We start from the raw sequence: 25,729 nt of genomic DNA, 5'->3' as shown, positions 1-25,729 counted from the left end.
TAATTACATATTAAATAATTTTTCACGCTTCCACTGTGTCGGCGTAAATGTTTTGATGGTCAGCGCATGTAATTCACCACTAGCAATATGGTCATTTAATGGTGCATAAATCGTTTGCTGCTGCTTTACTTTGCTCATGCCATCAAAACATTCGCCAACGGCAACAACTTTATAATGACTTCCATCTGAAGTGACATGCACTTCATCAATCGTTAGTGCTTCTGTTAAAATCTGCTCGATTACTTTGCAATCCATGAAATTGGTTACCTTAAATTCAATGCTAGTTTTCTAGAAAAAAGGATTCTAAATCATATAACTCAATGAGTCTTTTTAGATGTTTACTCGGATGTGCCAATCTCCTTGGCTGAGTGGTGCTTTTACTGCTTTTACCTAAACTAACCAGCTCAAGTAAAAAAGCGACGCCTGCGCTGTCGGCATACTCTAAAGCAGACAAGTCTAACACCTGAGTCGAATCAGTAAACAACTCTTGTCGTTTTGGCCATAAATCGATGACCTCTATTTGCCTTAGTTGCCCTTTAATTTCACAAATGTCACCTTGCTGTAAAAACTCAATCACGCAGCATTTTCCTTATCCTGTTTGTAATTGATTTCTTGCTGGGTCTTCTCTTTAAGCATCTCAATCACTGAATCAACCCCTTTTTGGCGAATAAGGTTGGTGATTTCTGACTGTTTAGATGCCAGCAAACTGACCCCTTCAGCGACTAAATCGAATGCTTTCCAACTGTCATCTTTTAGGCGTCTAGCCTTAAACATCACCTTAATTGGCGGACGACCGTCTTCAATGATTTGCACATTTACATCAACAAACTTTTCATTTTCGAATTCACTAGCTGGAGAAAATTGCACTTTTTGTCCAGTATATTCGGTGAACGCTTGCGCATAAGTCGCAACCAGATACCCTTCAAATGCATCAACAAAACGCTCTCGTTGCTCTGGTGTGGTGTCACGTAAATACTGCCCCATAACTTTATAAGCGGCATACTTATAATCCACATAAGGCATTAACTCTTCGCGCACAATGACTTTCAAATGACTCAAATCAGCATCAATGAGCGCCTTATCAGCATCAAAACGTTCAAAGGTTTTACTGGATACTTGCTGGACTAATTTAAAAGGGTCATGGGTGTCGATCACTTCGCTAGCCTGTACTGGAAAAATGATGACCGCGAATAAGACACAAACACGCCATAAACGTATGAAAAATTGGCTCATGATACTCTCCTATTAATCCTTCGAAGAAACGCTATACAGAAGTTGCCCAATTAAATCTTCTAATATTAATGCTGAACGAGTGTCATGGACTCTATCGCCATCCGCTAGCATCTCTATATCATCATCCATAAAACCTGGAGTTAAGCCTAAGAATTGTTCCCCAAGTAACCCCGAGGTTAAAATTGATAAGCTACTGGTTTCAGGGAATTGATCATATTGCTTGTCCATCGTTAACGTTACCACGGGCACAAGTTTTTTAGTGTCTAAAGTTATATTTGTCACGCGGCCAACGACAACTCCGCCAACTTTAACTGGCGAGCGTACTTTTAACCCGCCAATATTGTTGAACTCTGCCTTTAGAGTATAGGTAGCTTGATTGGGTTTTAGTTCTACGTTGGCAACATTGAATACCAAAATACAAAATGCCAGCAGCCCAGCGAGCAAAAATACGCCTACGAATAATTCTACTTTCCTTGTCAACATACGCTTCAACCACTTAATTTATGAACGTTAAAAATATGACTACTGACCAAACATGATTGCAGTCAGCAAGAAATCTAATGCGAGTACGACCAAACTTGCTTGCACCACGGTCGAGGTAGTGGCTTTGCTTATCCCTTCAGGGTTTGGCGTGACTTCATACCCGCGATATAAAGAAATCCATGTCACAACCACACCGAAGAAGGTACTTTTAATCAAGCAATTTACAATATCCTGACGCCACTCAACCGACGCTTGAAGAATTGACCAAAAAGACCCGCTATCAATGCCTTTCCATTCTACCCCCACCAAATGACCACCCAATATTCCAACAAGGCAAAACATCATGGTTAATAATGGCACTGAAATCACTCCAGCCCAAAAGCGAGGTGCGATAACTTGCTTTAACGGATCAACGGCCATCATTTCAAGACTAGACAATTGCTCGGTAGATTTCATTAATCCAATTTCAGCTGTCAATGCTGAACCCGCTCGACCTGCAAATAAAAGAGCTGTGACCACTGGGCCAAGTTCACGCAATAAACTCAAGGCAACCATAGGCCCTAGGCTTTCAACAGTACCAAAATCAGCAAGTACGGTATAACCTTGAAGCGCTAACACCATACCTATGAATAGACCTGATACGACGATAATCACCATTGAGCGCACACCAAGCACATAAATTTGCTTGAGCAGTAAAGGAAGCCCTTTTTGCAACCTAGGTAAATGGGCAATTGCCCCCCACAGCATAAGACCAGCTCGCCCTAAACCAGCGATAAAATCTAATGCGTAGCGACCGATGTTTTCAATGCGGTTAATCACTCCCATTGAGCATCTCCTGTTGGTAATCTTCGGCAGGAAAATGAAATGGCACAGGGCCGTCAGGATTACCTTTGATAAATTGCTCAATTTGACGATTATCAGAAGCACGTAATTCTTCAGGAGTTCCTGAAGCAATGACTTTTTTCTCCGCGATGACGTAAACATAATCGGCAATACTCAGCACGGCGTCCACATCATGAGAGACCACCACTGAAGTTAAATTTAAGGTATCTGATAATTCGCTTATCAATTTCACCAGCATACCCATGGAAATAGGATCTTGGCCTGCAAATGGTTCATCATACAAAATCATTTCAGGTTCTAGTGCAATTGCCCGCGCCAACGCTGCCCTTCTCTGCATTCCACCAGACAGTTCATTAGGGTGCATCTTTGCTGCGCCTCGAAGTCCAACCGCTTGTAGCTTCATTAACACAATTTTACGAATAAGCTCTTCAGGTAAGCCTGAATGCTCTCGCAGGGCAAATGCGACGTTATCGAATACATTCATATCGGTAAATAACGCACCACTTTGAAAAAGCATGCTCATTCGTTTCCGTAATTCGAATAATTGCGGACGTGTTAATTGATGAACATTTTCACCACTAAAAAGTACCTCACCACTGTTAGGCGTTAACTGGCCACCAATCAATTTGAGTAAGGTTGTTTTTCCGATGCCACTCGGGCCCATAATCGCTGTCACCTTCCCTTTGGGAATGCTCAAGCAAATATCATCAAAAATAACACGTGATCCACGATTGAACCCCATGTGGCGAACTTCGACCAATGGCATTGCTGAATCTAATAATTTGGAATCGGATATTGAAGAAATAATAGCCTTCCTGGCGCATGTGGTGTAGAGCTGAATTGTACGAAATTGTGTAAGAACCTACAACAAATCAATCACCATGAGTTACAATCCACAACAATTATCGCATCAGCTCATATTTTTGTTAAAATCCTGCACAAATATCGCTATTAACACACGTTTTGGAACCACATGCTTTTTAATATTTTAATGCTAATCGCTGGATTAGGCGTATTAGTTTGGAGCGCAGATCGCTTCGTATATGGCGCAGCCGCTTTCGCTAGAAACCTTGGCCTACCTCCAATGCTGATTGGATTAACCATTGTGGCCATGGGAAGTTCTGCTCCTGAAATGTTTGTGGCTGCAACAGCGTCGATGGAAGGGATGAGCAATACTGCCGTTGGAAATGTTCTAGGTTCAAATGTTGCTAACATCACCTTAATTCTTGGTATTACAGCACTATTAGGTGCTATATCAGTTAGCTCACAAACCCTTAAACGTGAAATTCCGTTAATGTTAGCGGCAACTGTGTTAGCCGGATACCTCATTCATGACGGTATGCTAACCCGATTTGAAGGCACAGTGCTTTTGGTCGCTTTCTTCTCGTTAATGGGTTATTTCATCTGGCAAGCACTGAGAAATAAGCAAATAGATCCATTATCTGACGAATCTGATGCAGAGATCCCTAAAAATGTACCTACATTACATGCTATTATCTGGATTATTGTTGGCATGGTTTTGCTACCGCTTTCTGCTGACTGGATGGTAACCGGCGCGGTAGGCATTGCAAAGACATTTGGGTTATCAGATTTAGTCATTGGTTTAACCATTATTGCAGTGGGAACAAGCTTGCCTGAATTAGCAGCATGCGTAGCTGGCGTATTAAAAAAAGAAGATGATCTCGCAATTGGTAACATTGTGGGTTCGAATCTGTTTAATATCCTAGCGGTACTTGCTATACCAGGATTGATTGCCCCAGGGGAAATAGATGCCAATGCTGCTGGCCGTGATTTTTACATGACACTTGGTACCAGTGCAGCCCTTGCTGTGCTCGTATTATCAAGTGGAGCGAAGAAACAATTAACTCGCTGGCATGGCGCCATATTATTAGTCGTCTTTATTGCGTACCAGATTGTCTTATTTCAATCTCAATAACGGGGCATAAAGATGGGTCACTCACCATTGTTAAAGACTCATTAGCATTGGAAAAAAACGAGAAACATATGATAAATCAAACACAGTTGCGTCAATGGGGTCGTCAAGTCATTGATATTGAAAAAACAGCGTTAGATAACTTATATCAGTACGTTGATTCAGATGCCTTTGGCCAAGCTTGTGAACTAATTTTGCAGTGCAAAGGTAAAGTGATTGTCATGGGCATGGGTAAATCAGGCCACATTGGCAATAAGATTTCAGCCACCTTGGCCAGCACAGGAACGCCTGCATTTTTTGTTCACCCAGGTGAAGCAAGCCATGGTGACCTAGGTGCACTGGCTAAAAATGATATTATCTTAGCAATTTCTAACTCTGGTGAGTCGAGTGAAATTTTAACCTTGCTACCCGTTATTCAGCGCATGGGTGTTCCAGTGATTGCGATCACGGGTAAGCCTGAATCTAACATGGCGCGATTATCTAAACTGCATCTTTGCATTGAAGTACCAGAAGAAGCTTGTCCATTAGGATTGGCGCCTACTTCAAGCACTACCGCAACCTTGGTAATGGGAGATGCCCTAGCCGTCGCATTATTGCAAGCCAGAGGCTTTACTCGTGATGATTTTGCATTATCACACCCAGGTGGATCATTAGGACGTAAACTCTTACTTAAAGTATCAGACGTCATGCATCAAGGAAGCGATGTTCCGCAAGTTAATAGCCAGGTTTGCATCACTGAGTCACTATACGAAATATCCAATAAAGGACTAGGCATGACTGCCGTTATTGATGATAACCAACAGTTAGTCGGTATCTTCACCGATGGTGATTTACGCCGAGTGATTGATGCCGAAGTCAATTTACGCACCACGCCAATCTCACAAGTGATGACCCCTAATTGCATTACCATCAGAGCTGATATTTTAGCAGCACAGGCCTTACAAGTGATGGATGAAAAAAGTATCAACGGCTTAATTGTTGTTGATGAAAATCAACGCCCAATTGGCGCACTTAATATGCTTGATATGGTAAAAGCAGGAGTCATTTAATATGTCGAATAGTCAAGTTCATCAAGGATTATATGGCCCTGTATCAGACGATATTTGGCAACGCGCTAAAAAAATCAAACTCCTGATCTGTGATGTTGATGGGGTCTTTTCTGACGGGCGTATATATTTAAGTAACGCAGGCGAAGAGTTGAAAGCTTTCCATACCCGTGATGGTTACGGTATTCGATCGATTTTAACTAGCGGTATCAGTGTTGCCGTTATCACAGGCCGAAAGTCTGCCATTGTCGAAAATCGAATGACGGCGCTAGGTGTTAGCCATATCTATCAAGGGGTAGACGATAAGCTCACACCATTTAAAGAGTTACTCAGTATTTATAATGTAACGCCAGATGAAGTTGCCTATATCGGTGATGACATGGTTGATTTACCCGTTATGAAAGAAGTGGGCTTAGCTGTTTGCGTAGCAGATGGTCACCCATACGTAAAACAACATTGCCAAATGATCACTCGCATTAATGGCGGTAACGGCGCTTTACGTGAGTTAACTGATTTACTGCTTGTTAGCCAAGACAAATTCGAAACAGCCCACGGAATGAGTATATGAGCCGTACCACCCTCGCTATTCTCGGCTTCTTTGGTGCAGCATTAGTTTTATACTGGCAAGTGCAAGTGAAGCGTAGTCAAATGGAAGCCAATAAGCTTCCCGATCCCGCGCGTCCAGAATTCATCGCTAATGACTTACGAAGCACAGAATTTAACGAGCAAGGATTAGTACAAAGCCGGGTGTCAGCAAAACACATGGAACACTTTCAGCAAACCAATGAAACCCTATTCACTGAGCCTGTATACCTTATCTATCCAGAAAACGGCGAAGCTGAGTGGCAATTAACCGCTGAATTAGGCAAGCTTAATAAAGAAACTGGTAAAGTGGTGCTAGAAAAAAATGTTATTATTGATGCAATAAACATCAATGAACCAGTACAATCGCTAACCACAAGTATGCTTGCGTTAGATTTAAATACCATGATCATGACGTCTGATCGACAGATTAATGTCTCAGGACAAGATTTTAAAATACAAGGCTTAGGCCTTTATGCTGATTTAAATGCCGAAGAGTTAGAGCTTTTAAGTCAGGTAGAAGGAACATATGAAGCAAAGTAAAACACTGACATTTTCACTCAATAAGCTTATGAAAACAGACTTTATTAGAAAAAGTATTCTGGGTATGAGCCTAATGGGATTGAGCTTAGTGACAGTCACCGGCGTTCATGCCAAAGAAGGTGATTTACAACAAGAGCTTAAAGTTGCTGCCGTCAGCCAAAAAGCAGATATTAAAAACAACCAAGTGATTTTCTTCGGCCCAGTGAATGTGACGCAAGGCACCATTAATATTAATGCCGATCAATTACGTGCATTCAGTGAAGAATCGGGTGGCAAAAAAACCATGATTGCGACAGGTAATCCAGCCACATTCTCACAAGAACTCGATGATGGCCGTATCGGTACCGCAAGTGCAAACGAAATAAAATATGAGCTTTCGACCAGTATTTTAACCTTAAAAGGCAATGCAAAACTTGACCAAGCAGGCAGTCAGGTTACTGGCAATCTCATTAGCTATAATATTGATAAACAGCAACTGATCGCTGAAAGCACAGGTGAAGGAAAAGACAGAGTTATCACAATTTTTCAGCCAGAAAATTACCCTGACTTGAATAAAGAAAACGAAGAACTTGATAACTCAGACGAAGCGCCGTTAGAAAATAATGATTCGCTTGATAACCCAGATGCTGATACGACTGACAATGCATCTAACAATGTAACTGAGAATCAAACAGTGACTCCTGAGGCAAATGCTGTTGAAACTAACACTGATGCCCTCCTTGAATCAGTCACCCCTCAAGAATCTGATATTCAAAACTCAACCAATGCAGACATAACGACCCCTGCGGCAGAGCAAAAGCAATAATGACACAAATTACCTTAACAGCTGAGAACTTAGCAAAAAGCTATAAAAGCCGCCAAGTTGTCAAAAACGTTAGCCTAACCGTTAAAACGGGTCAGATTGTTGGTCTTTTAGGGCCAAATGGTGCAGGTAAAACCACAACCTTTTATATGGTTGTTGGCTTAGTCAAAAGCGATAAAGGTCGTATTTTGATTGATTCTGACGACTTGACTGCAGACCCAATGCATTTACGTGCTCGTAAAGGTATTGGTTACTTACCTCAAGAAGCCAGTATTTTTAGAAAACTCACTGTGCACGATAACATCATGGCAGTGCTGCAAACCCGTAAAACCTTATCGAGTGAGCAACGAATCGAAGAGTTAGAGCACTTATTAGAAGAGTTCAATATTACCCATATTCGTGACAGCCAAGGTATGGCTCTATCAGGTGGTGAACGTCGACGTGTAGAAATAGCACGCGCTTTAGCCGCCAATCCTAAGTTTATTTTATTAGATGAACCATTTGCGGGTGTTGATCCTATCTCTGTGATAGATATTAAGAAAATTATTCAACAACTAAAAAATCGTGGTCTTGGCGTATTGATTACCGACCATAATGTCCGTGAAACACTTGATGTATGTGAGCGTGCGTATATTGTCAGCCACGGAGATTTAATTGCTGAAGGTACGCCTGCTGAGATCTTAGACAATCAGCAAGTCAGGTCAGTATACTTAGGTGAGCAATTCAAGCTATAGTTAGCATTCTTTAGTGTACAAGCATGGCATTTTCGCGGCCAACCAGTCCCACTTTTTAGCGTTATACACTAGACTCAAAACGTAACGCTAATTTTTGGCAAAGTAGAACCCAAGTTCGGTTAAAGTCTAGCTAACACTTACAAAAGTGCTAGACCCATAACATTGTAGTCGCGATGATGAAATTCAATTAGGGATAAGCGGTAAATGAAAGCCTCACTCCAACTTAAAATGGGTCAACACCTGACAATGACCCCGCAGTTGCAACAAGCCATTCGCTTATTGCAACTTTCCTCTTTGGAGCTACAGCAAGAAATTCAGCAAGCACTTGACTCAAATCCTCTTCTTGAGCTTGAGGATGAGTTTGCCAAAGCAAAAGAACCAGTCAAAGACAATGCTCAGCAAACTGACACCGATTTTAGCGATAACAGCCAAGTCAGCGTAGAAAAAGACACCTCATCAGTCGATACCACAGAGTCACTTACGAAAGAGTCCATGCCTGAAGACTTACCAATGGATACCACTTGGGATGAAGTCTACACCGCCTCTCCTAACTCAGGTTCTGGCGCTGTAAGCCGTGATGACGATATGCCATTTCAAGGTGAAACGACTGAAGGTTTGTACGAACATTTAGAATGGCAAAAAAACTTAACCCCATTTTCTGAAAATGACCTCGCCATTGCGACAGCCATCATCGACGCAATTGATGATAGAGGTTACTTAACCCAATCAACAGAAGATATTCTCGATGCACTCGGTCTTGAGGATATTGAACTTGATGAGGTTGAAGCCGTATTAAAGCGTGTACAACATTTTGATCCAGTGGGTGTCGCTGCAAGAAATTTAAGCGAATGTTTGATGATTCAATTGGGACAATACCCAAGCGAAATCCCTTGCATAGAAAATGTAAAATTACTGATATCTGAACACCTAGATTTAATAGCAGGCCGTGATTTCAGATTACTAATGCGTAAAACCAAGCTTAAAGAAGATGATTTACGCGAAGCGATTCAATTTATCCAAACACTGAACCCTCGCCCAGGGTTACAAATTACTCCAATCAAAGATGAGTACGTCATCCCAGATGTCACAGTGTTTAAAAAGAATGGCCGTTGGGTCGTTGAATTAAACCCAGATAATATGCCTAAAATAGGCGTAAATCAGCAATATGCGGCCATGGCAAAAGGCTCAGCCAATCAAGCTGACAGCCAATTCATTCGCGGTCACTTACAAGAAGCCAAATGGTTTATTAAAAGTATTGAAAGCCGCAATGAAACCCTGTTAAAAGTGGCAAATTGTATTGTTCAATTCCAGCAAGGTTTCTTTGAGTTCGGCGAAGAAGCCATGAAGCCTATGGTATTAAATGATATTGCCGAAGCGGTAGAGATGCATGAATCGACCATCTCACGGGTTACAACTCAAAAATATATGCACACCCCTCGCGGCCTTTTTGAACTAAAATACTTCTTCTCTAGCCACGTAAGTACCGATGATGGCGGAGAGTGTTCTTCTACAGCAATCAGAGCCTTTATCAAAAAGCTGGTCGCCGCAGAAAACCAGAAAAAGCCACTTAGCGATAGTAAAATGGCGACGCTACTGGCAGAACAAGGGATCAATGTTGCTCGGCGTACGATCGCCAAATATCGTGAAGCAATGCTCATCCCTCCCTCAAACCAACGCAAAAGCTTATAAGCCTTTGTTATTGGAGGATGATCTATGCAAATTAACCTGACTGGACACCATATCGAAATTACTCAATCTTTACGTGAGTATGTGCAAACTAAGTTTTCAAAGCTTGAACGTCACTTCGAACAGATCAATAATGTTCACGTTGTGCTCAATGTACAAAAGTTACAACAGATTGCCGAAGCTAAATTGCACCTCAAAGGAGGTGAAGTTTTTGCCGTATCTCAAAACGCAGATATGTATGTCGCAATTGACGCCCTGATAGACAAATTAGACCGTCAGGTAATTAAACACAAAGAGAAGTTAATTAAACACTAACGATGGAACTTCGCACCATCCTGCAGCCGGCGTGCACTACCTGTGCCACTCCGGGCAGTAAGAAAAAGGTACTGGAACTTATCAGCAATTTAATGGCTGACCAGTACCCTACTCTATCTTCACAAGCTATTTTCGAAAGTTTAATAGCACGTGAAAAAATGGGTAGCACAGGTATCGGCAATGGCATTGCGATTCCACATGGGCGTTTAGACGACATTGAATCGCCGATCGCTATTTTGATCAAATGTGAAGAAGCTATCGACTTTGATGCTATTGATAAGAAGCCAGTAGACATTTTATTTGCCTTATTGGTTCCTTCTGAGCAATGTCAGCAACACTTAAGCACGTTATCAAGTATGGCTGAGAAATTAAGCGATAAACTCATCCTTAAAAGACTTCGAAAGAGTCATGACGCTACAGAACTGTATCAGGTTATTACTGCATGAAACTTGTCATCGTATCAGGACGATCGGGCTCAGGTAAGTCAGTTGCTTTAAGAGTGTTAGAGGATTTAGGTTATTACTGTGTTGATAACCTGCCTCTCCCACTGATTGGCAGCCTACTAGAGCAGCTAAAAGGAAATAACGAACTTGTCGCCATCAGTGTTGATGTGCGTAATATCGAAGAGCAAGGCAAAGTATTAGAGCAGCAAATCGCTTTGTTGTCCGACGATACCACGATCATTAGTTTATTTTTAAATGCCAATGATCAAGTACTGCTTAAACGATACAGTGAAACACGTCGATTACACCCGCTGTCAAAAAATCAAATCTCATTACAAGAAGCGATTCAACTTGAAGGTCGATTGCTCGAGCCAATCGCCAAAATGGTTGATCACTACATCGACACATCTCAGCTGAATATTTACGATTTGAGCGATCAAGTCCGACAAATTCTTATGGGCAGTGTTGATAAAGAATTAGTCATTCACTTTGAATCATTTGGATTCAAGCACGGTATGCCTACTGAAGCCGACTTTATGTTTGATGTCCGCTTTTTGCCAAACCCACATTGGGAGCCAGAGTTAAGACCATTAACGGGTCTTGATCAACCAGTACAAGAATTCTTAGGCAGACAACCCCTAGTCAATAAGTTCATCTGGCAGATTGAGAATTTATTTGATACTTGGATGCCGCACCTTGAGCGCAATAATCGCAGTTACCTTACCATCGCGATTGGCTGCACAGGTGGACAGCATCGCTCGGTTTATATTGCAGATCAACTCACACAGCGCTTCAGTAACAGTAAACACCAAGTTAGCGCTCGTCACCGAGAGCTAAACCTGTGACGATGAATATCTCCAGAGAAATCACCATCAGTAATAAACTTGGGCTTCATGCTCGAGCGGCAACAAAATTAGCTATATTGGCTACGGAATTTAAAGCCAGCATTACCTTGATTCAAGGTGACAAACAAGCCAGCGCTGCGAGTGTGTTAGGGTTGTTAATGCTAGAAAGTGGTATAGGGAAAGTGATTACTGTTCAGGCTGAAGGCCCTGATGCGCAGCAAGCACTAGATGCGGTTTGCCAACTGATTAACGACAAATTTGACGAAGAAAGCTAATCCTTTTATATGATTTAACGCTTTCAGGCCAACTCGTTGCTAGTTATCACTTACTAGCAAAACATTGAAATTTACGACTTTAAACCGCTAACAGCCATGCTTTATTAACCTCATATCCTACTCGGGAATACGCTTAAACTAAGCTTTTGCGCTGCTCAAAGCGCATTAAAACAATCAACGGCAAATTATCAACAACAAACAGTGATAGTTAACTATAATAATCTCATGACCCACACCATAACCTGCTTATTTTTTATACAGCAATCAACGCCATATTAGAAACTGCTTCTCCCTTTACACACTGTTAAGTTAATATTAGCAATCGAATTTTTGAGGAGTGGCGAATGAGTATCGAAGTGATAGATAGCGAACTTACAGAACAGCGCCTAAATCAGCTCACCCAAGCACTTGGTAGTGGTATGTTTGTGCATGTGCGCAATATGCTGCATGATATGGCCGCTTCTGATGTCGCCCTCATTCTTGAGTCATCTCCCCCTAAAACACGCCAAGTTTTGTGGCAACTTATCGACCAAGAGCAAGCCGGTGAAATTCTTGAAGAACTCGGTGAAGAGTTAAAAGATTCGCTTATCAGTGGCATGACACCTGAAAAAGTTGCGCAAGCCACATCAGGAATGGACACCGATGACCTGGCTTATATTTTACGTAGCTTGCCAGATGCAGTGTATAAGAAAGTACTGCAATCGATGAGTAGCCAAGACCGTCACCGAGTTGAACAAGCGTTATCCTACCCTGAAGATACTGCCGGCAGTATCATGAATACCGATACCGTGACTTTGCGTCCTGACGTGAATATTGATGTGGTACTGCGTTACTTACGCCAACGAGGCAATTTACCCGATACGACAGATACACTCTATGTGGTCGACAAAAACGACCATGTACTTGGCGGGGTCCGTTTAGCCGATCTATTAACCTGTAACCCTAGCGAAACGATCCGCAGCATCATGGATCCGGAGCTTGAAAGTATCCCTGTTGATATGCCAGATAATGAAGTGGCACAGTTATTCGAACGTCATGACTGGATTTCAGCCCCTGTCGTTGATGAACAGCAGAAGTTATTAGGCCGTATTACCATTGATGACGTCGTCGATGTTATCCGTGAAGATGCCGAGCACTCCATGATGGGGATGGCGGGGATGGATGATGACGAGGACACATTCGGTCCCGTCATGAAAAGTACCTTCCGACGTTCTTTGTGGTTAACAATCAATTTATTTGCCGCTTTACTTGCTGCCTCTGTCAGTAACATGTTTGAAGGTACCCTTGAGCAGTTTGCCACTATTGCCATTTTAATGACCATTGTTCCGAGCATGGGCGGCGTTGCAGGTAACCAGACATTAGCTTTGGTCATTCGTGGTATTGCCCTTGGGCATATTGGTCAAAGTAACTCTCGCTGGTTAATAGGCAAAGAGTTAGCCATTGGTTTCCTTAACGGCATCATGTGGTCAGTGTTGGTATTTTTTGCCGTTTGGCTGTGGAAAGACGATATGGCCTTAGGTGGTTTGATTGGTGGCGCCATGCTAATCAATATGACTGTTGCAGGTCTTGCAGGCGCCAGTATCCCACTCTTACTGAAAAAGTTGAACATCGATCCTGCATTAGCAGGTGGTATGGTGCTTACCACAGTAACCGACGTCATCGGCCTATTTGCCTTTTTAGGTTTAGCGACGATCTTCTTAATGTAGTCGATACCCGACCTTCGCATCTCACTAAATCCATGCCAAACGGCATGGATTTTTTAATCCTTCTAAATCATAAACGACTCACTGTAACACTCCTCATTCATACTGATTAAGTGATAATGGTTTACCGTTAATGTCACTAGAAATGACGCTCAAAAAGTCTGGTAAATTAAATTTACCAATAAATCACCACTTTGCACCAAAATGGATAATTTGCACCAATGTAACACAACGCATTTTTTAGAGTTAACACACTAAAAAACTAACCAACTGTTAATTAACGATAAAATATTTATTTCAAAATTGGCACGACTATTCCATATAGATATATACCACCTTAGAGGTAGATGCATTTTTGACCAATTTATGACTCGATTAGAGATGTAATACAGGGAGTTAAGTATGAATTATCTAAGAATTTTCATTGAAAACTGTCAATATCAGTGGCACTTCTTCCATCACCTTGGATTGAGCAGCTGGGATATTGATAATAATCATTAATCTAAAAAACCTCTTAATTTTATGAAGGTTCGTGGTTAACAAAATTGAGTAGTAGGAACAATGATGACGACACTAAATCGAATATATCCAGATGAATTACAGCAACAAGTAATCAAGGAAGTAAAAGACAATAATCGATTAATTTCAGATGTTGCCAAGCAATATAATGTGTCAGCAAAAACCATTTACCAATGGGTGAAGAAAAGAAAACAACCTCTAAAATCAGTGAGCAAACAACAAGATTTAGCCACTGAAATTGCAACTGAAATAGCAAATTTGCAGAAAAGGCTATTTCAACTGAATCAAGAATTAGTGTCTGTAAAAGGACATTAAATTCAACGTTTCGGAAAGAAAAATGACTTTAGCATTCGTCCCCATCGGAAGCTAAACAATCGCAGTGATTTTTCTTTCCAATTTTATTTTCAAACATTGAGCGCTAACAACTCATCGTTTGAAGGCAGTTCCGACAAGAAAGGATGCGTTATTTTCGTCCCCCAGCGAAAATCTCTCTCCCCCACCTCTCTTGTCAATTTTATACCGTGGCTTAGCCTAACGCTTAGCGTTACAAGAGTAAGGTTAAGAATAGGCAGCCACAGCCTGCAAGTCAGGTAAAAGTTTCAAGATAATGATTGCTGTTTAACTCCCCGTAGACAGCAATGGCTATTTTGAAGTACGTTACAGGGTCTAATAACAATAATATGTAACGATAAAATGTCGAAAGACAATGCAAACAAAAGCCCTAATGAAATGGATTCATTAGGGCTTTTACCTTTCTAGGCGCAGTATACAGCGCTACAGCCAACGAATGAGCGACGGGCTTTAAAACAATGATTAATTATTGCTTACCTTTTTCAAGTTCAAAATAACGTTCAGTCGACCAGTCAAAATAATACTCATGACCATCCCATTCATAGTAGGTATGACCATCACGTTGTATCACTCGTGCATTGTCTGGCAACTTGCTAATCCCCTTTGCATACTCAATGCTAGTGGTTGTTCGTTTTGGCGCTTCAACTGCTGTGACTGGTTCAACATAGTTATTACGGGATTGGTTGTTCATATAACGATCACGGTAATAGCGGTCGTAATAATCGTATCGATAAGGATAACGCCAACCATTGCCCCATCTTCCTCCCCAACCATTATAGCCCCAACGGTTATACCAGCGGTTATTCCAACCACTGCTCCATCCTACGCCAATACTGGGTCCCCAATAATTGTTGTAACCGACTCCCCAGCGTACTGACGAACCTGAATAACGATCATAACGATGACTGCCAGCCGAATGGCGATGTTTAGCACCATTTTCTGTAGCAACAGCGCTCATTGAAGAAGTACGAAAAGATTCAGCCATAACATGTGAAGGCAGAATAGCCAGAGTCAGGCTTATTGATACGAATAACATCGACAATCGGTGAGGTTGACTGAATATTGCCATTTGATCGCTCCTAGGCTGAAAGATCACAAAGCCAATTAATATCAGTTTACCCTAAAAAGCCACTGAACCAATAATCTTGGCTTAACCCAATATTATATAAATGCTATAGTGCGCCCCAAAGAGCGATTATAAAAAGAGTGAATTAGCCATGAGTTTTAAGGATTTACGTAGCTTCATCGATCACCTCGAAGCCAATGGTGAATTAAAGCGTATTAGTTATCCTGTTGATCCTAATCTAGAAATGACGGAAATTGCCGATCGTGTGCTTCGTTCTGGCGGTCCTGCATTGCTTTTTGAAAATCCAACAGACAAATCTATGCCTGTTTTAGTGAACTTATTTGGCACTCCAAAACGGGTTGCCATGGCACTCGGTAAAGAGGATCCTCTCGCCCTACGTGAAGTCGGTGAGTTATTAGCATTCTTAAAAGAGCCAGAGCCGCCTAGTGGTTTTAAAGATGCGATCGCGAAAATCCCAAAATTCAAGCAAGCACTCAATATGCCGCCTAAAACGGTCCGTAATCCACCATGCCAAGAAATCGTCATCACTGGCGATGAAGTGGATCTAACCAGCTTACCTGTTCAACATTGTTGGCCTGGTGATGTTGCACCTTTGGTGACTTGGGGTTTAACCATCACTAAAGGCCCGCGCCAAAAACGCCAAAACTTAGGTATTTACCGTCAGCAGTTACTGGGTAAAAACAAATTAATTATGCGCTGGCTCGATCATCGTGGCGGCGCATTAGACTTTAAAGATTTCAAAGAAAAGCACCCAGGTGAGCGCTACCCTGTGGTCGTTGCTTTAGGCTCAGACCCTGTCACCATCTTAGGTGCGGTGACACCTGTACCTGACTCAATGAGTGAATATGCCTTTGCAGGCTTACTGCGTGGTGAACGCACTGAGGTCTGTAAAGCGATTAGCTGTGACTTAGAAGTTCCAGCCACCAGCGAGATCATTTTAGAAGGTTATATCGACCCTGAAGAAATGGCAGAAGAAGGGCCCTATGGCGACCATACTGGTTACTATAACGAGACAGACAAGTTCCCAGTTTTCACCGTTACTCACATGACACAGCGTAAAGACGCCATATATCACAGCACATACACTGGCCGTCCACCTGATGAGCCGGCAATGTTAGGCGTGGCATTAAACGAAGTCTTTGTGCCTATTTTACGCAAGCAATATCCTGAAATTATTGACTTCTACCTGCCGCCAGAAGGCTGCTCGTACCGTATGGCAGTCATTTCAATTCGTAAGCAATATGCAGGTCATGCCAAACGCGTCATGATGGGAGCTTGGTCTTTCTTACGTCAGTTCATGTATACCAAGTTCATTATTATTGTTGACGAAGACGTGAATTGTCGTGATTGGCAGGATGTCATCTGGGCTATTACCACCCGCATGGACCCAACTCGCGATACCGTCATGGTCGACAATACGCCGATTGATTATTTAGATTTCGCTTCACCTGTGGCGGGTTTAGGCTCAAAAATGGGACTGGATGCCACCAATAAATGGCCAGGCGAAACCGATAGAGAATGGGGCACTCCGATAGTGATGGATCCCAAAGTGAAAGAAAAGATTGATGATATTTGGGAAGAATTAGGTATTGATGATGCACCAACGCTATAATGGTGATCTATATCACACTAGCGCAACCTAGACCCTACATATATAAAAGAAAATAACCCTTCATAGAAAGGGCTAAAAGGATGTTAGATGAACACCATTCGCTGTAAAGTTGTTAGCGTCACCCCATTTAACGACGCCGTGTTTCAGGTCACCTTACAACCTGAAGCGGCGTTTGATTTTAAAGCAGGTCAATACTTATCTATTGTCATGGGCGAAAAAGACAAACGTCCATTCTCAATTGCTTCAGCGCCAGGTGCTGAACTAATTGAGCTACATATTGGTGCTGCTGTCTCAGAAAGCTACCCAATGCAAGTCGTTGAGCGCCTTAAAACCAATGACTACATAGATATTGAAGCTCCAGCAGGAAATGCATTTTTACGTCAAGAAAGTAACCGTCCACGTATTATGGTTGCTGGCGGTACAGGGTTTTCGTACATCAAAAGCATCATCGAGCAACAAATTGCGACAGGCCAAACCGTCGCGACTCAGTTTTATTGGGGTTGCCGCACAGAAGAAGCCATGTACTACCAAGCTATCGCGCGTCAATGGCATGAAGAGCATAACTGGTTAGAGTTTATCCCTGTGGTTGAAGAAGCCCCTGCTAATTGGAATGGTAAGCAAGCCAATTTATTAGCACAAATTAAGCAAGACTATGTCAGCTTAGTTGGCTATGACATCTACATTGCTGGCCGCTTTGATATGGTCGGTGCAGCCCGTGAAGTATTTCGTGAAATGGGTGTCGATGAAGCTCATCTCTACGGAGATGCATTCGCCTTTATTAAGTAATTAAAGGCGAATTGATAGCAAGCTATTCAACCTTCTCAAAATTGAATCCTTGCTGCCCAACAAAAAGCCGACTATCTCAGTCGGCTTTTTTGTTATTTGCGCTCGTTTACAGCATCAACTTAAGGGCTAGAATTGCACCTTCTCGTACTTAGACCAAGCGACTAAACCATCCATAAACGGTAAAATCCACACCGCAGTATCTTTGGTCTTGTGTACCCTGAAAAGCGTCATATTCGTGACTTGGATATCATCACGTCTAATTTCTCGATAAAAACGCATTGCAGATGAGGTAACGAAATCAGGTTTGATAAACTCTTTATGTTCGATATTGGTATAAAAAACATCAACATCATAGTCGCCAATCTTTTGCTGATATTGATTAAACGTCCCTCGTGTTTTCCACTTAATTGGCGTAGTTACACAGTCTTCATCAGTAATACAGGTCGTGGTATAAATTTGGCCACTGGTGTCATCTTCATAAACCAAAGACAGACTAAAATCACCCCGAATTAACTTTTCACCAGCCACAGGAAAGTACACATCAGCATGATAATGATGCTCAACAATGTTACCGACACTGTCTTGTGGAATAAGTACACGGTTGTATCGAATTCTATCTTCCATTTTCTGACTGAGTGGCACAAATTCACTCATATTCAAACCAGCAGGCTCTGGAGTTAACGTATTGATATTAATGATGCCTTCACCATTACAATCATCAAGTGTATAACCAGGACACGATGCAAAAGAGTAATGAGCTCCATTTGTTAACGCAAAAGCACTAAAGCCTTTTAAGCCTTCAACAATATTACTTTCTGGCGCGAGATGTTTTTGCCATTTGGACTTATGCACTTGGTCGGTATTATCTTTATAAAGCAAAGTTGCACTTTCCATCACACCACCGATATTCAGTTCAACTTGTTTGTCACTGCTCCACTCAGAGGTTTTTTTCAAAACTTTATGATATTCACATTGATACCAAGCTAATGTAATTAGCCCAATCACAACCATAGCGCCGGCTATTTTTACCATAACACCAACATCTAAAAACGCTGCACGCAGGGTATCGCGATCCGTTAACGACACCATTTTGACATGGCTACGTTCATTAATATGAAGTTGATAGCCACGGCGAGCGACTGCTTTTAAATGAATTTCTGAGTAAGGCTCTAACTTACGACGCAGGGTACTAATGCATTGGGTTAATGAAGTAGGCGCAACCACACGATCGGGCCAGCCTTCAGCTAATAGCTGCTCTTTAGTCCAGATCTCTTCACTATGATCGAGTAATTTTATCAGCACAGCATTTTCAGAAAACGTAAGACTGGTTTTTTCATCATTAAGATGATTAACCAGCTGCTTTGCTGAAGTATCAAGTGTTAAATATGATGTAATTTTTAGCACTGGAAGCACCTGTACTTGAGCTAATTATCTAATTTATTCCAATGATATAATATCCTAGACACTGTAAATTTTATGTGACCACATACTCAATCCAGTAAAATATTTAACTAAATAATACAGTAACTTAAACCTAATACATCTAAAGGCGCAAAATATGAAATAGTTTGTAAGCAGTCTGACTGATAAACCTCTTTAGCAATAATTAGCCCTAAAAACGTTTACGATAAAACAAGCCTAATGACAGCATCATCATCATTGCATTCCAACCCACTAAGGTAAGGTACAAGCTTAATACTGGCCATTGCACTAATGAAGATAGACCCTCTACGTGGCTTGAGTGAGGGGCAACCACCAACATCAATGCTCGGAACACATCGCTGGGGTTTAATAGAATAAGTAGCTGTAATACACCATTAGAAATACTCGTTGATTCAGCCACCATCATGGTCAGTAAAATGAGGTCATAAACTAATACAACAGCAACCCAAATAAACAATAAAATCGCAATTGCCTTAGCCTTTTCAATTACCTGCAAACTCACTGCGTAACCGACTAAAATAAAGCACATACTTAATAAAATACTGCTGACCATTAAGTGTAAAAAAGTCGATATTAGCGAGAATAACGCCACATCAGTTAATATTCCGACCAGCAATGCTGTTGCACCAAAACCAATAAAAATAGTGAAAGAAATTACCGCTAAGTGTCCAATAAACTTACCCACCAATATTTGGCTACGGCTTAACGGATAAGATAAAAGCAGTAATAAGGTGCCCGACTCTTCTTCACCAATAAAGCTGTCGTAGCTAAGCAAGATCGCTGTAAGTGGCAAGATAAATACTGCAACTGAGCTTAAACTAGCCATCAAAAGCGGCAGTTCTGGGATAACAAGCTCACCTGTCACCACTGAGCCTGAAAAAGTTATCAGTAAGGCCAAACTGGTTAAAATAATGCCAATAAAAGCCACCCAACGGTTGCGGCAGTTATCTTTAATTTCTTTTGTGGCGATAGTTAAAATTGGCGTCAACATTTATTGTCCTCAAGCAGCGTACTGCTGACGGTTATTCATGCAGTGATGATAGATATCACTTAAATCAGGTTCTTCAATTAAAAAGTTATACACCCCGCAATGCGTAGTCAGATACTTCATAATCTTGGGCTTATCTTGCTGTGAGATAATTAGCTTATCTTGAATGGATAAGGCATTTAAAAAGGGATCTTCTGCGATAATACGGCTCACTTCAGTTCCGCTTATATTCACTTTCAAATCAGTCGACTGCCTTAATTGGCTCAAACTACCGCTAGCGAGGTGTTGTCCATCAGCCATAATGAATGCACGATCAATATTGTCCTCAACCACAGCCAATTCATGAGTGCATACGATAATTGCGCAGCCTTGCTGTTTCAGCTCTGCGATTTTTTGATACATAAATAATGAAGCTTGAGGATCAAGTCCAACGGTCGGTTCATCAAGCAGTAAAATGTCAGGCGATGACAAAATGGCTTGTGCAAAACCAAGTCGTTGCTTCATGCCTTTTGAATAACTCTTAACCGGATTATCTTGCGCATACTCAAGCCCAAACTCCGTCAGTACTGTCGATACCTTGGCTTTATCAATCCGTTTTAGTGCGGCAAAATAGTTAAGCACTTCTTTACCCGTCAGCTTTTCATACAAACTGATATTTTCAGGCAAGTAGCCTAAATTAACCTGGCGACGATCTTTTTCATGGGTCACCATATTCCCCATCATGGAGATTTGACCTGAAGTCGGCTTTACAATGCCTAACAGCATTTTTATCAAACTCGATTTACCAGCGCCATTATGGCCAAGCAGCGCTAGGGTTTCGCCTGCTGAAACGGTTAAGCTGATATCGTTAACAGCGGTAAAATCATCGTATTTTTTAACGAGATTCTGAACATGAATACTGGCTGTATTTTCCATGATAACCCTATTTACTTAACAACTGCTGCGCAGACTGTGGGCGATTATTTTCAATTAAGGAAGGCCGTGATGCGCTTGTCATTGGAAAGCTATCGATCACTCCAGCCTCAGGTAAAAGACTAAACTGCTGTTGAGTCCAACGTAATAAAGATGCAACAGGGCTTTTTAATAGAAAGTGCGCTTCTGGATAAAGCCAATACAAGCGATCTAAATGATCACTAGGCTGATACGCTTGTTCACTCACCCCATCACCCGAGTTATCCCAACCGATAAATCCACTCCAGTAGTTTCCCTGCTGCTGGTGACTCCACTCTACTAAGGTGTCGCCTACGTACTTTACCTGTGCTTGGTTGTTGATAAATTGATTACGATAAATTTTGTTCCCCTCGCCTCCCATGGCCATATAAATACCAATTTCACTGTGGCCAAAGTGGTTTTCATAAATACGATTATCGCGGGCACCATAGATGAACATACTTTTACCCTCATCACCCGTCGGCATTTTGGGCTGAGGATTAACGATATTATCTACCTGATTTGCATGGATGTCTGAGTCATTGGTCATGTTTAGCAACACCCCAAAAGTCGCCGCATTGTCTACGCGATTATGATGGAGATTAATCCGCTTTGAGTTCATTAATGCATAACCGCCATCAACATCCACAGCGACATTATTTTTAGCTTCATCACCTTCGGTATACATGTAGTGAATACCGTATTGCTGAGATGAGAAATGATTGTCATCGATGAGGCTATTCTTACCTGACTCAAGGTATATCCCATCCCTCACATCTTTGRTGGTATTCCCCTCAATCACCGCGTCATCAACCCTTTTTAGATAAATGCCATCGCCTCTGTCGAGTACAAAAAATTGCTTATTCCCTATGATGTAATTGTTATAAATCTCAATATCCGAGCTATTATCAGCCCGAATACCAAAGCCATCACCGGTTAAATTATTTCCAGAAATCACAATATTACTCATACCATCATTCACTAAGATGCCAGCATTAAGCTCGTACTGATCTGATCCCCAATTTAGTATTGTTAACTGCTCAACACGAACATCACTGCTTGCAATCGTAATGGCGCTGCCCTTGCCCTGGGCATCAATAATTGAACAAGGGTGTCCTATGAGTGTCAGAGGTTTGTTAATAACGGCATTGCCAATGTAAGGTTGGTCCTGCAGCAACACAGTGTCATGGGCGTTGGCTTCATCTATGACCTGCTGCAGCAAAATGACATTAAGCGAATTTTGCACGTCGGTGCCTGTCGAGTTTGCGAAAGCACAAGGGGCGCTAATGACACCGATTAACCACAACCCATTAAGCAAAAATTTAACCATGGTTTTCCTCACTTTCGCCTCGATTTACCTTGGCAATGAATCATCACTCACCATACTGTGAATAGACGCTATAACAGCGCAATAATATCGGCTAATATCCTAAGTCAATTAATGATGGCTCATGCCTTCGCCGAGTAATTCGATAGTAATATCATCAAAGCCTAATACCGCGCCGCCATATTCATTGGCAAACTGCTCTGCGGCGTTAACTGTGCTGAATGAGGCAACAGCAGAACCCATCACAGCTTGACGACTTGTACCGTAAACATAGGTGGCAGTTTTACCGTCAATGAAGTGTTCATCTTTAGGATCATCCCAAGATGTTGCCGCCATATCGTGTACCCAAATTTGTGTCACCTGACGGGCATTTTCTGGCTGAAGTAAGAAACTAAACATGTCACGGGTTGAGCAAAAAGAAGGATTTTTTTCCACATTTTTCAGTTTTAGCTGGCCTTTGGGGCCTGGATATTTGGTGATCATCATGCCGCACATATGGCAACGATCGTGTTCATGTATTGCATGTGCATGACTATCAGCCTCTGTTGTAACATTGTCAGGTTGGCAGGCAAATAAGAAAGGAACGAGTAACAGTAGCGATAGTATTTTTTTCATTTCAGTTTTCCAATTCAATACAGGCTATTACCTGGTAAAAAGAATCACCCTTAAAAATGACTAAGGGAAGACATAAGACTTAAGGGTGACTCTGGCAACACTAGATTGCGTATGTTTGACCTGCATATAGGATAAACAGACGTAAACACATCATGCCGCTAATGGCACATACGCCTGATAGATAGAACGCTTTAGCAGAATGACTAAAGGTTTTACCGGTGGCAAAGTTAAGTAGAATAGGGCCTAAGAACCCAACACCTACGACACCAATCCAGAACAAGTTTGCCCACACACCAGAGGTAAATGCAGCAAAAGCTGACTGCGCCCCTGCATTTCCTGTCGCAAGTGACATCGCAATCATGCAAATAAACAAAATTTCCGCAATCATGATTGGCCATTCAGCTCCATGAAGAATTTTAAGTTCACTGCTATGCATGTCTTCTTTAAACAAGAATACAGACAACATTTTTGACGCTGCAGCACCCGCTGAAACACCCGACGCAATGAATAACGCAGGTAATACTGCAGTATTAATGAGCGGGAAACGGATTAACGCTGAAATCAAGAAACCGGTATAAGCACACACTGCTGCTGCTAAAATTAACGCCGTCACTTCGCAAGGCTTACGAACGGGTTTAAGCATAGTAATAATAGGCAACAAGAAGTTGAGCGCTGGTATGGTTTTAATTTCATCTTCAAAGGCATATAAACACAACACTGCAGTTAGCGGGATGTATACACACAGTGCAATTACCCCGATAGACATCACTGAAGTGAAGTTATAGAACACCAAAATACGCCAGAAGAATAATGGGTTAGTTAAGTCTAAAACCAGACATAACATCCCAAGTGCAATCGTCACGAATGAGATTAAACTGGCAGCTTTGTATAATGGTGTCGTAGCTGTTTGCCCCTTAAAGAAGCGAATAGCCAATGCCACTACTAACGAACCACCTGAAATACCGGCTAAGAAAAGGTAAACCGCAATTGGCCAAGGCCATGCCACCCCTTCAGATAAGCCCATGGTAAATTCCATTGAACCGTCCATCTTATACCCCCAATTTTACGACTGGAATGTAACGAAGGCTTGGTTCGGTACCAAACTGCGGTTTCATACGTACAGAGTCTTTTACCGCTAATAACTTATTAACGTATGAGGTTGGATCGTTAGCATCGCCAAAGATCAACGCATCATATTTACACTGTTGCACACATGCAGGTAACTCACCTTTTGCCAGCTTACTGTTTAAACAAAAATCACAGTTATCGGCGACATCAGTTTCTTCATTGATAAAACGTGCATTGTAAGGGCAAGCGCCAATACAATATTTACAGCCAGCACATTTACTGGCGTCCATGGTGACGATCCCAGTTTTAGGATCTTTATGTGCAGCACCAGTAGGACAAACGGCAACACAAGGCGCGTTCTTACATTGTTGGCAAGACACACGAACAAATTTACGCTCACAGTTACATGCTTCTTTGCCACAATGTGGACAGGCTTGCCCTTCCACACCACCCGATTGATGTTCCATCAACAATTTTGATTTGCCATCAGGTAAGTTATTAGCGACATTACATGCCTCTTTACACTCACCACAACCGACACATTTATTTTGATCAAACACCATGACGTAATGAGGTTTATTGGCATCTTCGTTGTCATCTTTAACAGAACTACACCCCATAGGGCCTAGAATTAAAGAGGCAGCTCCCATGCCTTTTAGAAACCTCCGTCTTTCTATATTTTCACTCACAACATCCTCCCTAGTTCAGCCTTAGCTGACTGGTTTTTATTGGTTCGCTGCAAATTCAAATGACGAAATTAGCGACTCACTTCATCCAATTTAAATTCGGCTTTCATTATTGCGTTATTAATAGACTGTCTATTAAAAGATTGGGTTTGGTTGGTTTGTAGGATGCGCCAATGTTCAATGGCGACTGCATACTGACCATTAAGGTAAGCATCAGTTGCCAATATCATTCGGGTATTAAGCTCGTCACGTTGTAAATTCAACGCAGTATCAATAACCTTGCGTGCATCAGGTAAAAACTGACGACCATCGCGGTAATACATTGATGTGGCTTGCATGCCTAATAACCCGGCATCTTCGCCGACTAGCTCAATAAGCTGACTTAACGTATCGACAGAATCGGCATACATGCCACCTTCTGCATAAGATTGCGCTAACGCCATTAATGCCATTTCATTAGTCGGTTGCTGCTGTACTTGTTCTCGCCCTTTTGTGATTTTGGCTGCGATCAAATAATCTACCGAGTCATCCACTCGCCCTTTATCCCAACCTTGGAAATGTCCTCCACTGGCATATATAGATAACGAAAAGATCAATACAATTGCCGACATCCACAAAGGGTATTGGTAAGCACCGACATCTGCGAAGTCATCAGGTTCAACAGATATGGTGCTGCTCATTTCGGCATTTGTATTGGTTGCTTTCACCACTATGCTGCTCAAATTACGGTTATATGCACAGTGATGAATCCAGAAGAGTCCGATAAATATACTCAGACATACTGCGATACCTAAGGCCAGAATATTCATAAGTGTCTCTTCTTTCTTTAAAAAACGATTAAGTGTTGTCGC

29 protein-coding genes and 1 pseudogene are annotated in these 25,729 nt (G+C 41.8%); 15 read left to right on the top strand and 15 right to left on the bottom strand.

The annotated features are described in order from the left end of the window. Window positions 1-3 precede the first annotated feature (3 nt). From A9267_RS12410 to A9267_RS12385, 6 genes are read right to left on the bottom strand one after another with little or no spacing between them, the layout of a single operon-like run. Window positions 4-255 (bottom strand): BolA family protein, encoded by a 252-nt coding sequence (locus A9267_RS12410; RefSeq protein ID WP_055023469.1) that lies wholly within the window; start codon window positions 253-255, stop codon window positions 4-6. Between the two features lie 25 nt (window positions 256-280). Then, window positions 281-577 carry an STAS domain-containing protein gene (locus A9267_RS12405; protein WP_065109385.1) on the bottom strand — a complete coding sequence of 99 codons (297 nt, stop codon included), beginning with the start codon at window positions 575-577 and terminating at the stop codon, window positions 281-283. Further along, the gene (locus A9267_RS12400; RefSeq protein WP_082972359.1) at window positions 574-1,233 is read right to left on the bottom strand and encodes an MlaC/ttg2D family ABC transporter substrate-binding protein; all 660 of its coding nucleotides are present in this window, start codon (window positions 1,231-1,233) and stop codon (window positions 574-576) included. The genes A9267_RS12405 and A9267_RS12400 overlap by 4 nt, the downstream gene beginning before the upstream one ends. A 12-nt stretch (window positions 1,234-1,245) precedes the next feature. After that, window positions 1,246-1,716, bottom strand: coding sequence for an outer membrane lipid asymmetry maintenance protein MlaD (gene mlaD / locus A9267_RS12395; protein WP_065109384.1), 471 nt, complete (start codon window positions 1,714-1,716; stop codon window positions 1,246-1,248). A gap of 39 nt (window positions 1,717-1,755) precedes the next feature. After that, a complete protein-coding gene (gene mlaE / locus A9267_RS12390) occupies window positions 1,756-2,541 on the bottom strand; it encodes a lipid asymmetry maintenance ABC transporter permease subunit MlaE (RefSeq protein WP_055023472.1) in 786 nt (261 codons plus the stop codon). Then, window positions 2,528-3,325: an ATP-binding cassette domain-containing protein gene (locus tag A9267_RS12385; protein WP_065109383.1), complete on the bottom strand. Its 798-nt coding sequence runs from the start codon at window positions 3,323-3,325 to the stop codon at window positions 2,528-2,530. Before A9267_RS12385 ends, mlaE begins: the two co-directional genes overlap by 14 nt. A 207-nt stretch (window positions 3,326-3,532) precedes the next feature. Between A9267_RS12385 and A9267_RS12380 the strand changes: the two genes are divergently transcribed. The 13 genes and pseudogenes from A9267_RS12380 to A9267_RS12320 all read left to right on the top strand — a co-directional run bounded on the left by A9267_RS12380 (window position 3,533) and on the right by A9267_RS12320 (window position 14,300). Next, window positions 3,533-4,495, top strand: a complete 963-nt coding sequence (locus A9267_RS12380; RefSeq protein ID WP_055023474.1) for a calcium/sodium antiporter — start codon at window positions 3,533-3,535, stop codon at window positions 4,493-4,495. Between the two features lie 68 nt (window positions 4,496-4,563). Next, window positions 4,564-5,541, top strand: a complete 978-nt coding sequence (locus tag A9267_RS12375; RefSeq protein WP_055023475.1) for a KpsF/GutQ family sugar-phosphate isomerase — start codon at window positions 4,564-4,566, stop codon at window positions 5,539-5,541. Window position 5,542: 1 nt separating this feature from the next. Continuing rightward, window positions 5,543-6,106: a 3-deoxy-manno-octulosonate-8-phosphatase KdsC gene (kdsC, locus tag A9267_RS12370; protein WP_055023476.1), complete on the top strand. Its 564-nt coding sequence runs from the start codon at window positions 5,543-5,545 to the stop codon at window positions 6,104-6,106. Beyond that, on the top strand, window positions 6,103-6,663 hold the full coding sequence (gene lptC, locus A9267_RS12365) for an LPS export ABC transporter periplasmic protein LptC (protein WP_055023477.1): 561 nt from the start codon (window positions 6,103-6,105) through the stop codon (window positions 6,661-6,663). The genes kdsC and lptC overlap by 4 nt, the downstream gene beginning before the upstream one ends. A 64-nt stretch (window positions 6,664-6,727) precedes the next feature. Next, window positions 6,728-7,273, top strand: a pseudogene (gene lptA, locus A9267_RS22055) (lipopolysaccharide transport periplasmic protein LptA); the annotation flags it as partial. Between the two features lie 194 nt (window positions 7,274-7,467). Next, complete coding sequence (gene lptB, locus A9267_RS12355) at window positions 7,468-8,199, top strand: LPS export ABC transporter ATP-binding protein (protein ID WP_055023478.1); 732 nt, start codon at window positions 7,468-7,470, stop codon at window positions 8,197-8,199. A gap of 204 nt (window positions 8,200-8,403) precedes the next feature. Then, entirely contained in the window at window positions 8,404-9,888 is a 1,485-nt protein-coding gene (locus tag A9267_RS12350) for an RNA polymerase factor sigma-54 (protein ID WP_065109381.1), read from the top strand. 24 nt (window positions 9,889-9,912) lie between these two features. Continuing rightward, on the top strand, window positions 9,913-10,200 hold the full coding sequence (hpf, locus tag A9267_RS12345) for a ribosome hibernation promoting factor (protein WP_055023480.1): 288 nt from the start codon (window positions 9,913-9,915) through the stop codon (window positions 10,198-10,200). 2 nt (window positions 10,201-10,202) lie between these two features. Then, window positions 10,203-10,646, top strand: coding sequence for a PTS IIA-like nitrogen regulatory protein PtsN (gene ptsN, locus A9267_RS12340; protein WP_055023481.1), 444 nt, complete (start codon window positions 10,203-10,205; stop codon window positions 10,644-10,646). After that, a complete protein-coding gene (gene rapZ / locus A9267_RS12335; protein WP_055023482.1) occupies window positions 10,643-11,488 on the top strand; it encodes an RNase adapter RapZ in 846 nt (281 codons plus the stop codon). Before ptsN ends, rapZ begins: the two co-directional genes overlap by 4 nt. A 2-nt stretch (window positions 11,489-11,490) precedes the next feature. Then, a complete protein-coding gene (locus tag A9267_RS12330; RefSeq protein ID WP_055023483.1) occupies window positions 11,491-11,763 on the top strand; it encodes an HPr family phosphocarrier protein in 273 nt (90 codons plus the stop codon). A gap of 344 nt (window positions 11,764-12,107) precedes the next feature. Then, window positions 12,108-13,469: a magnesium transporter gene (gene mgtE / locus A9267_RS12325; protein WP_055023484.1), complete on the top strand. Its 1,362-nt coding sequence runs from the start codon at window positions 12,108-12,110 to the stop codon at window positions 13,467-13,469. A 561-nt stretch (window positions 13,470-14,030) separates the two neighbouring features. Beyond that, window positions 14,031-14,300, top strand: coding sequence for a transposase (locus A9267_RS12320; RefSeq protein ID WP_055023485.1), 270 nt, complete (start codon window positions 14,031-14,033; stop codon window positions 14,298-14,300). A 502-nt stretch (window positions 14,301-14,802) separates the two neighbouring features. On the opposite strand, the gene A9267_RS12315 is transcribed toward A9267_RS12320, so the two are convergent. Next, a complete protein-coding gene (locus tag A9267_RS12315; protein WP_055023486.1) occupies window positions 14,803-15,405 on the bottom strand; it encodes a hypothetical protein in 603 nt (200 codons plus the stop codon). Between the two features lie 148 nt (window positions 15,406-15,553). Here A9267_RS12315 and ubiD point away from each other — a divergent pair, with 148 nt between their 5' ends. Both ubiD and fre read left to right on the top strand, forming a co-directional pair. Continuing rightward, complete coding sequence (gene ubiD, locus A9267_RS12310) at window positions 15,554-17,035, top strand: 4-hydroxy-3-polyprenylbenzoate decarboxylase (RefSeq protein ID WP_065109379.1); 1,482 nt, start codon at window positions 15,554-15,556, stop codon at window positions 17,033-17,035. An 87-nt stretch (window positions 17,036-17,122) separates the two neighbouring features. Beyond that, a complete protein-coding gene (gene fre / locus A9267_RS12305) occupies window positions 17,123-17,821 on the top strand; it encodes an NAD(P)H-flavin reductase (RefSeq protein ID WP_055023488.1) in 699 nt (232 codons plus the stop codon). A gap of 126 nt (window positions 17,822-17,947) precedes the next feature. Here fre and A9267_RS12300 read toward each other — a convergent pair whose 3' ends face one another. From A9267_RS12300 to A9267_RS12265, 8 genes are all read right to left on the bottom strand, one after another. Next, window positions 17,948-19,225, bottom strand: coding sequence for a winged helix-turn-helix domain-containing protein (locus A9267_RS12300; RefSeq protein WP_065109378.1), 1,278 nt, complete (start codon window positions 19,223-19,225; stop codon window positions 17,948-17,950). Between the two features lie 208 nt (window positions 19,226-19,433). After that, complete coding sequence (locus A9267_RS12295; RefSeq protein ID WP_055023490.1) at window positions 19,434-20,255, bottom strand: ABC transporter permease; 822 nt, start codon at window positions 20,253-20,255, stop codon at window positions 19,434-19,436. A gap of 9 nt (window positions 20,256-20,264) precedes the next feature. Further along, the gene (locus A9267_RS12290; RefSeq protein WP_065109377.1) at window positions 20,265-21,167 is read right to left on the bottom strand and encodes an ABC transporter ATP-binding protein; all 903 of its coding nucleotides are present in this window, start codon (window positions 21,165-21,167) and stop codon (window positions 20,265-20,267) included. 7 nt (window positions 21,168-21,174) lie between these two features. Continuing rightward, on the bottom strand, window positions 21,175-22,512 hold the full coding sequence (gene nosD / locus A9267_RS12285; RefSeq protein ID WP_065109376.1) for a nitrous oxide reductase family maturation protein NosD: 1,338 nt from the start codon (window positions 22,510-22,512) through the stop codon (window positions 21,175-21,177). 108 nt (window positions 22,513-22,620) lie between these two features. After that, window positions 22,621-23,124 (bottom strand): nitrous oxide reductase accessory protein NosL, encoded by a 504-nt coding sequence (locus A9267_RS12280; protein ID WP_065109375.1) that lies wholly within the window; start codon window positions 23,122-23,124, stop codon window positions 22,621-22,623. 100 nt (window positions 23,125-23,224) lie between these two features. Further along, window positions 23,225-24,172, bottom strand: coding sequence for an NrfD/PsrC family molybdoenzyme membrane anchor subunit (nrfD, locus tag A9267_RS12275; RefSeq protein WP_055023494.1), 948 nt, complete (start codon window positions 24,170-24,172; stop codon window positions 23,225-23,227). A 1-nt stretch (window position 24,173) separates the two neighbouring features. Beyond that, window positions 24,174-24,881 carry a 4Fe-4S dicluster domain-containing protein gene (locus tag A9267_RS12270; RefSeq protein WP_055023495.1) on the bottom strand — a complete coding sequence of 236 codons (708 nt, stop codon included), beginning with the start codon at window positions 24,879-24,881 and terminating at the stop codon, window positions 24,174-24,176. A gap of 68 nt (window positions 24,882-24,949) precedes the next feature. Beyond that, window positions 24,950-25,687, bottom strand: coding sequence for a tetratricopeptide repeat protein (locus tag A9267_RS12265; protein ID WP_065109374.1), 738 nt, complete (start codon window positions 25,685-25,687; stop codon window positions 24,950-24,952). Window positions 25,688-25,729: the final 42 nt, after the last annotated feature.

Origin of the sequence: Shewanella sp. UCD-FRSSP16_17 (assembly GCF_001675935.1) — a bacterium.
Lineage (GTDB): Bacteria > Pseudomonadota > Gammaproteobacteria > Enterobacterales > Shewanellaceae > Shewanella > Shewanella japonica.
This window is presented reverse-complemented; position numbering and strand designations above follow the sequence as displayed.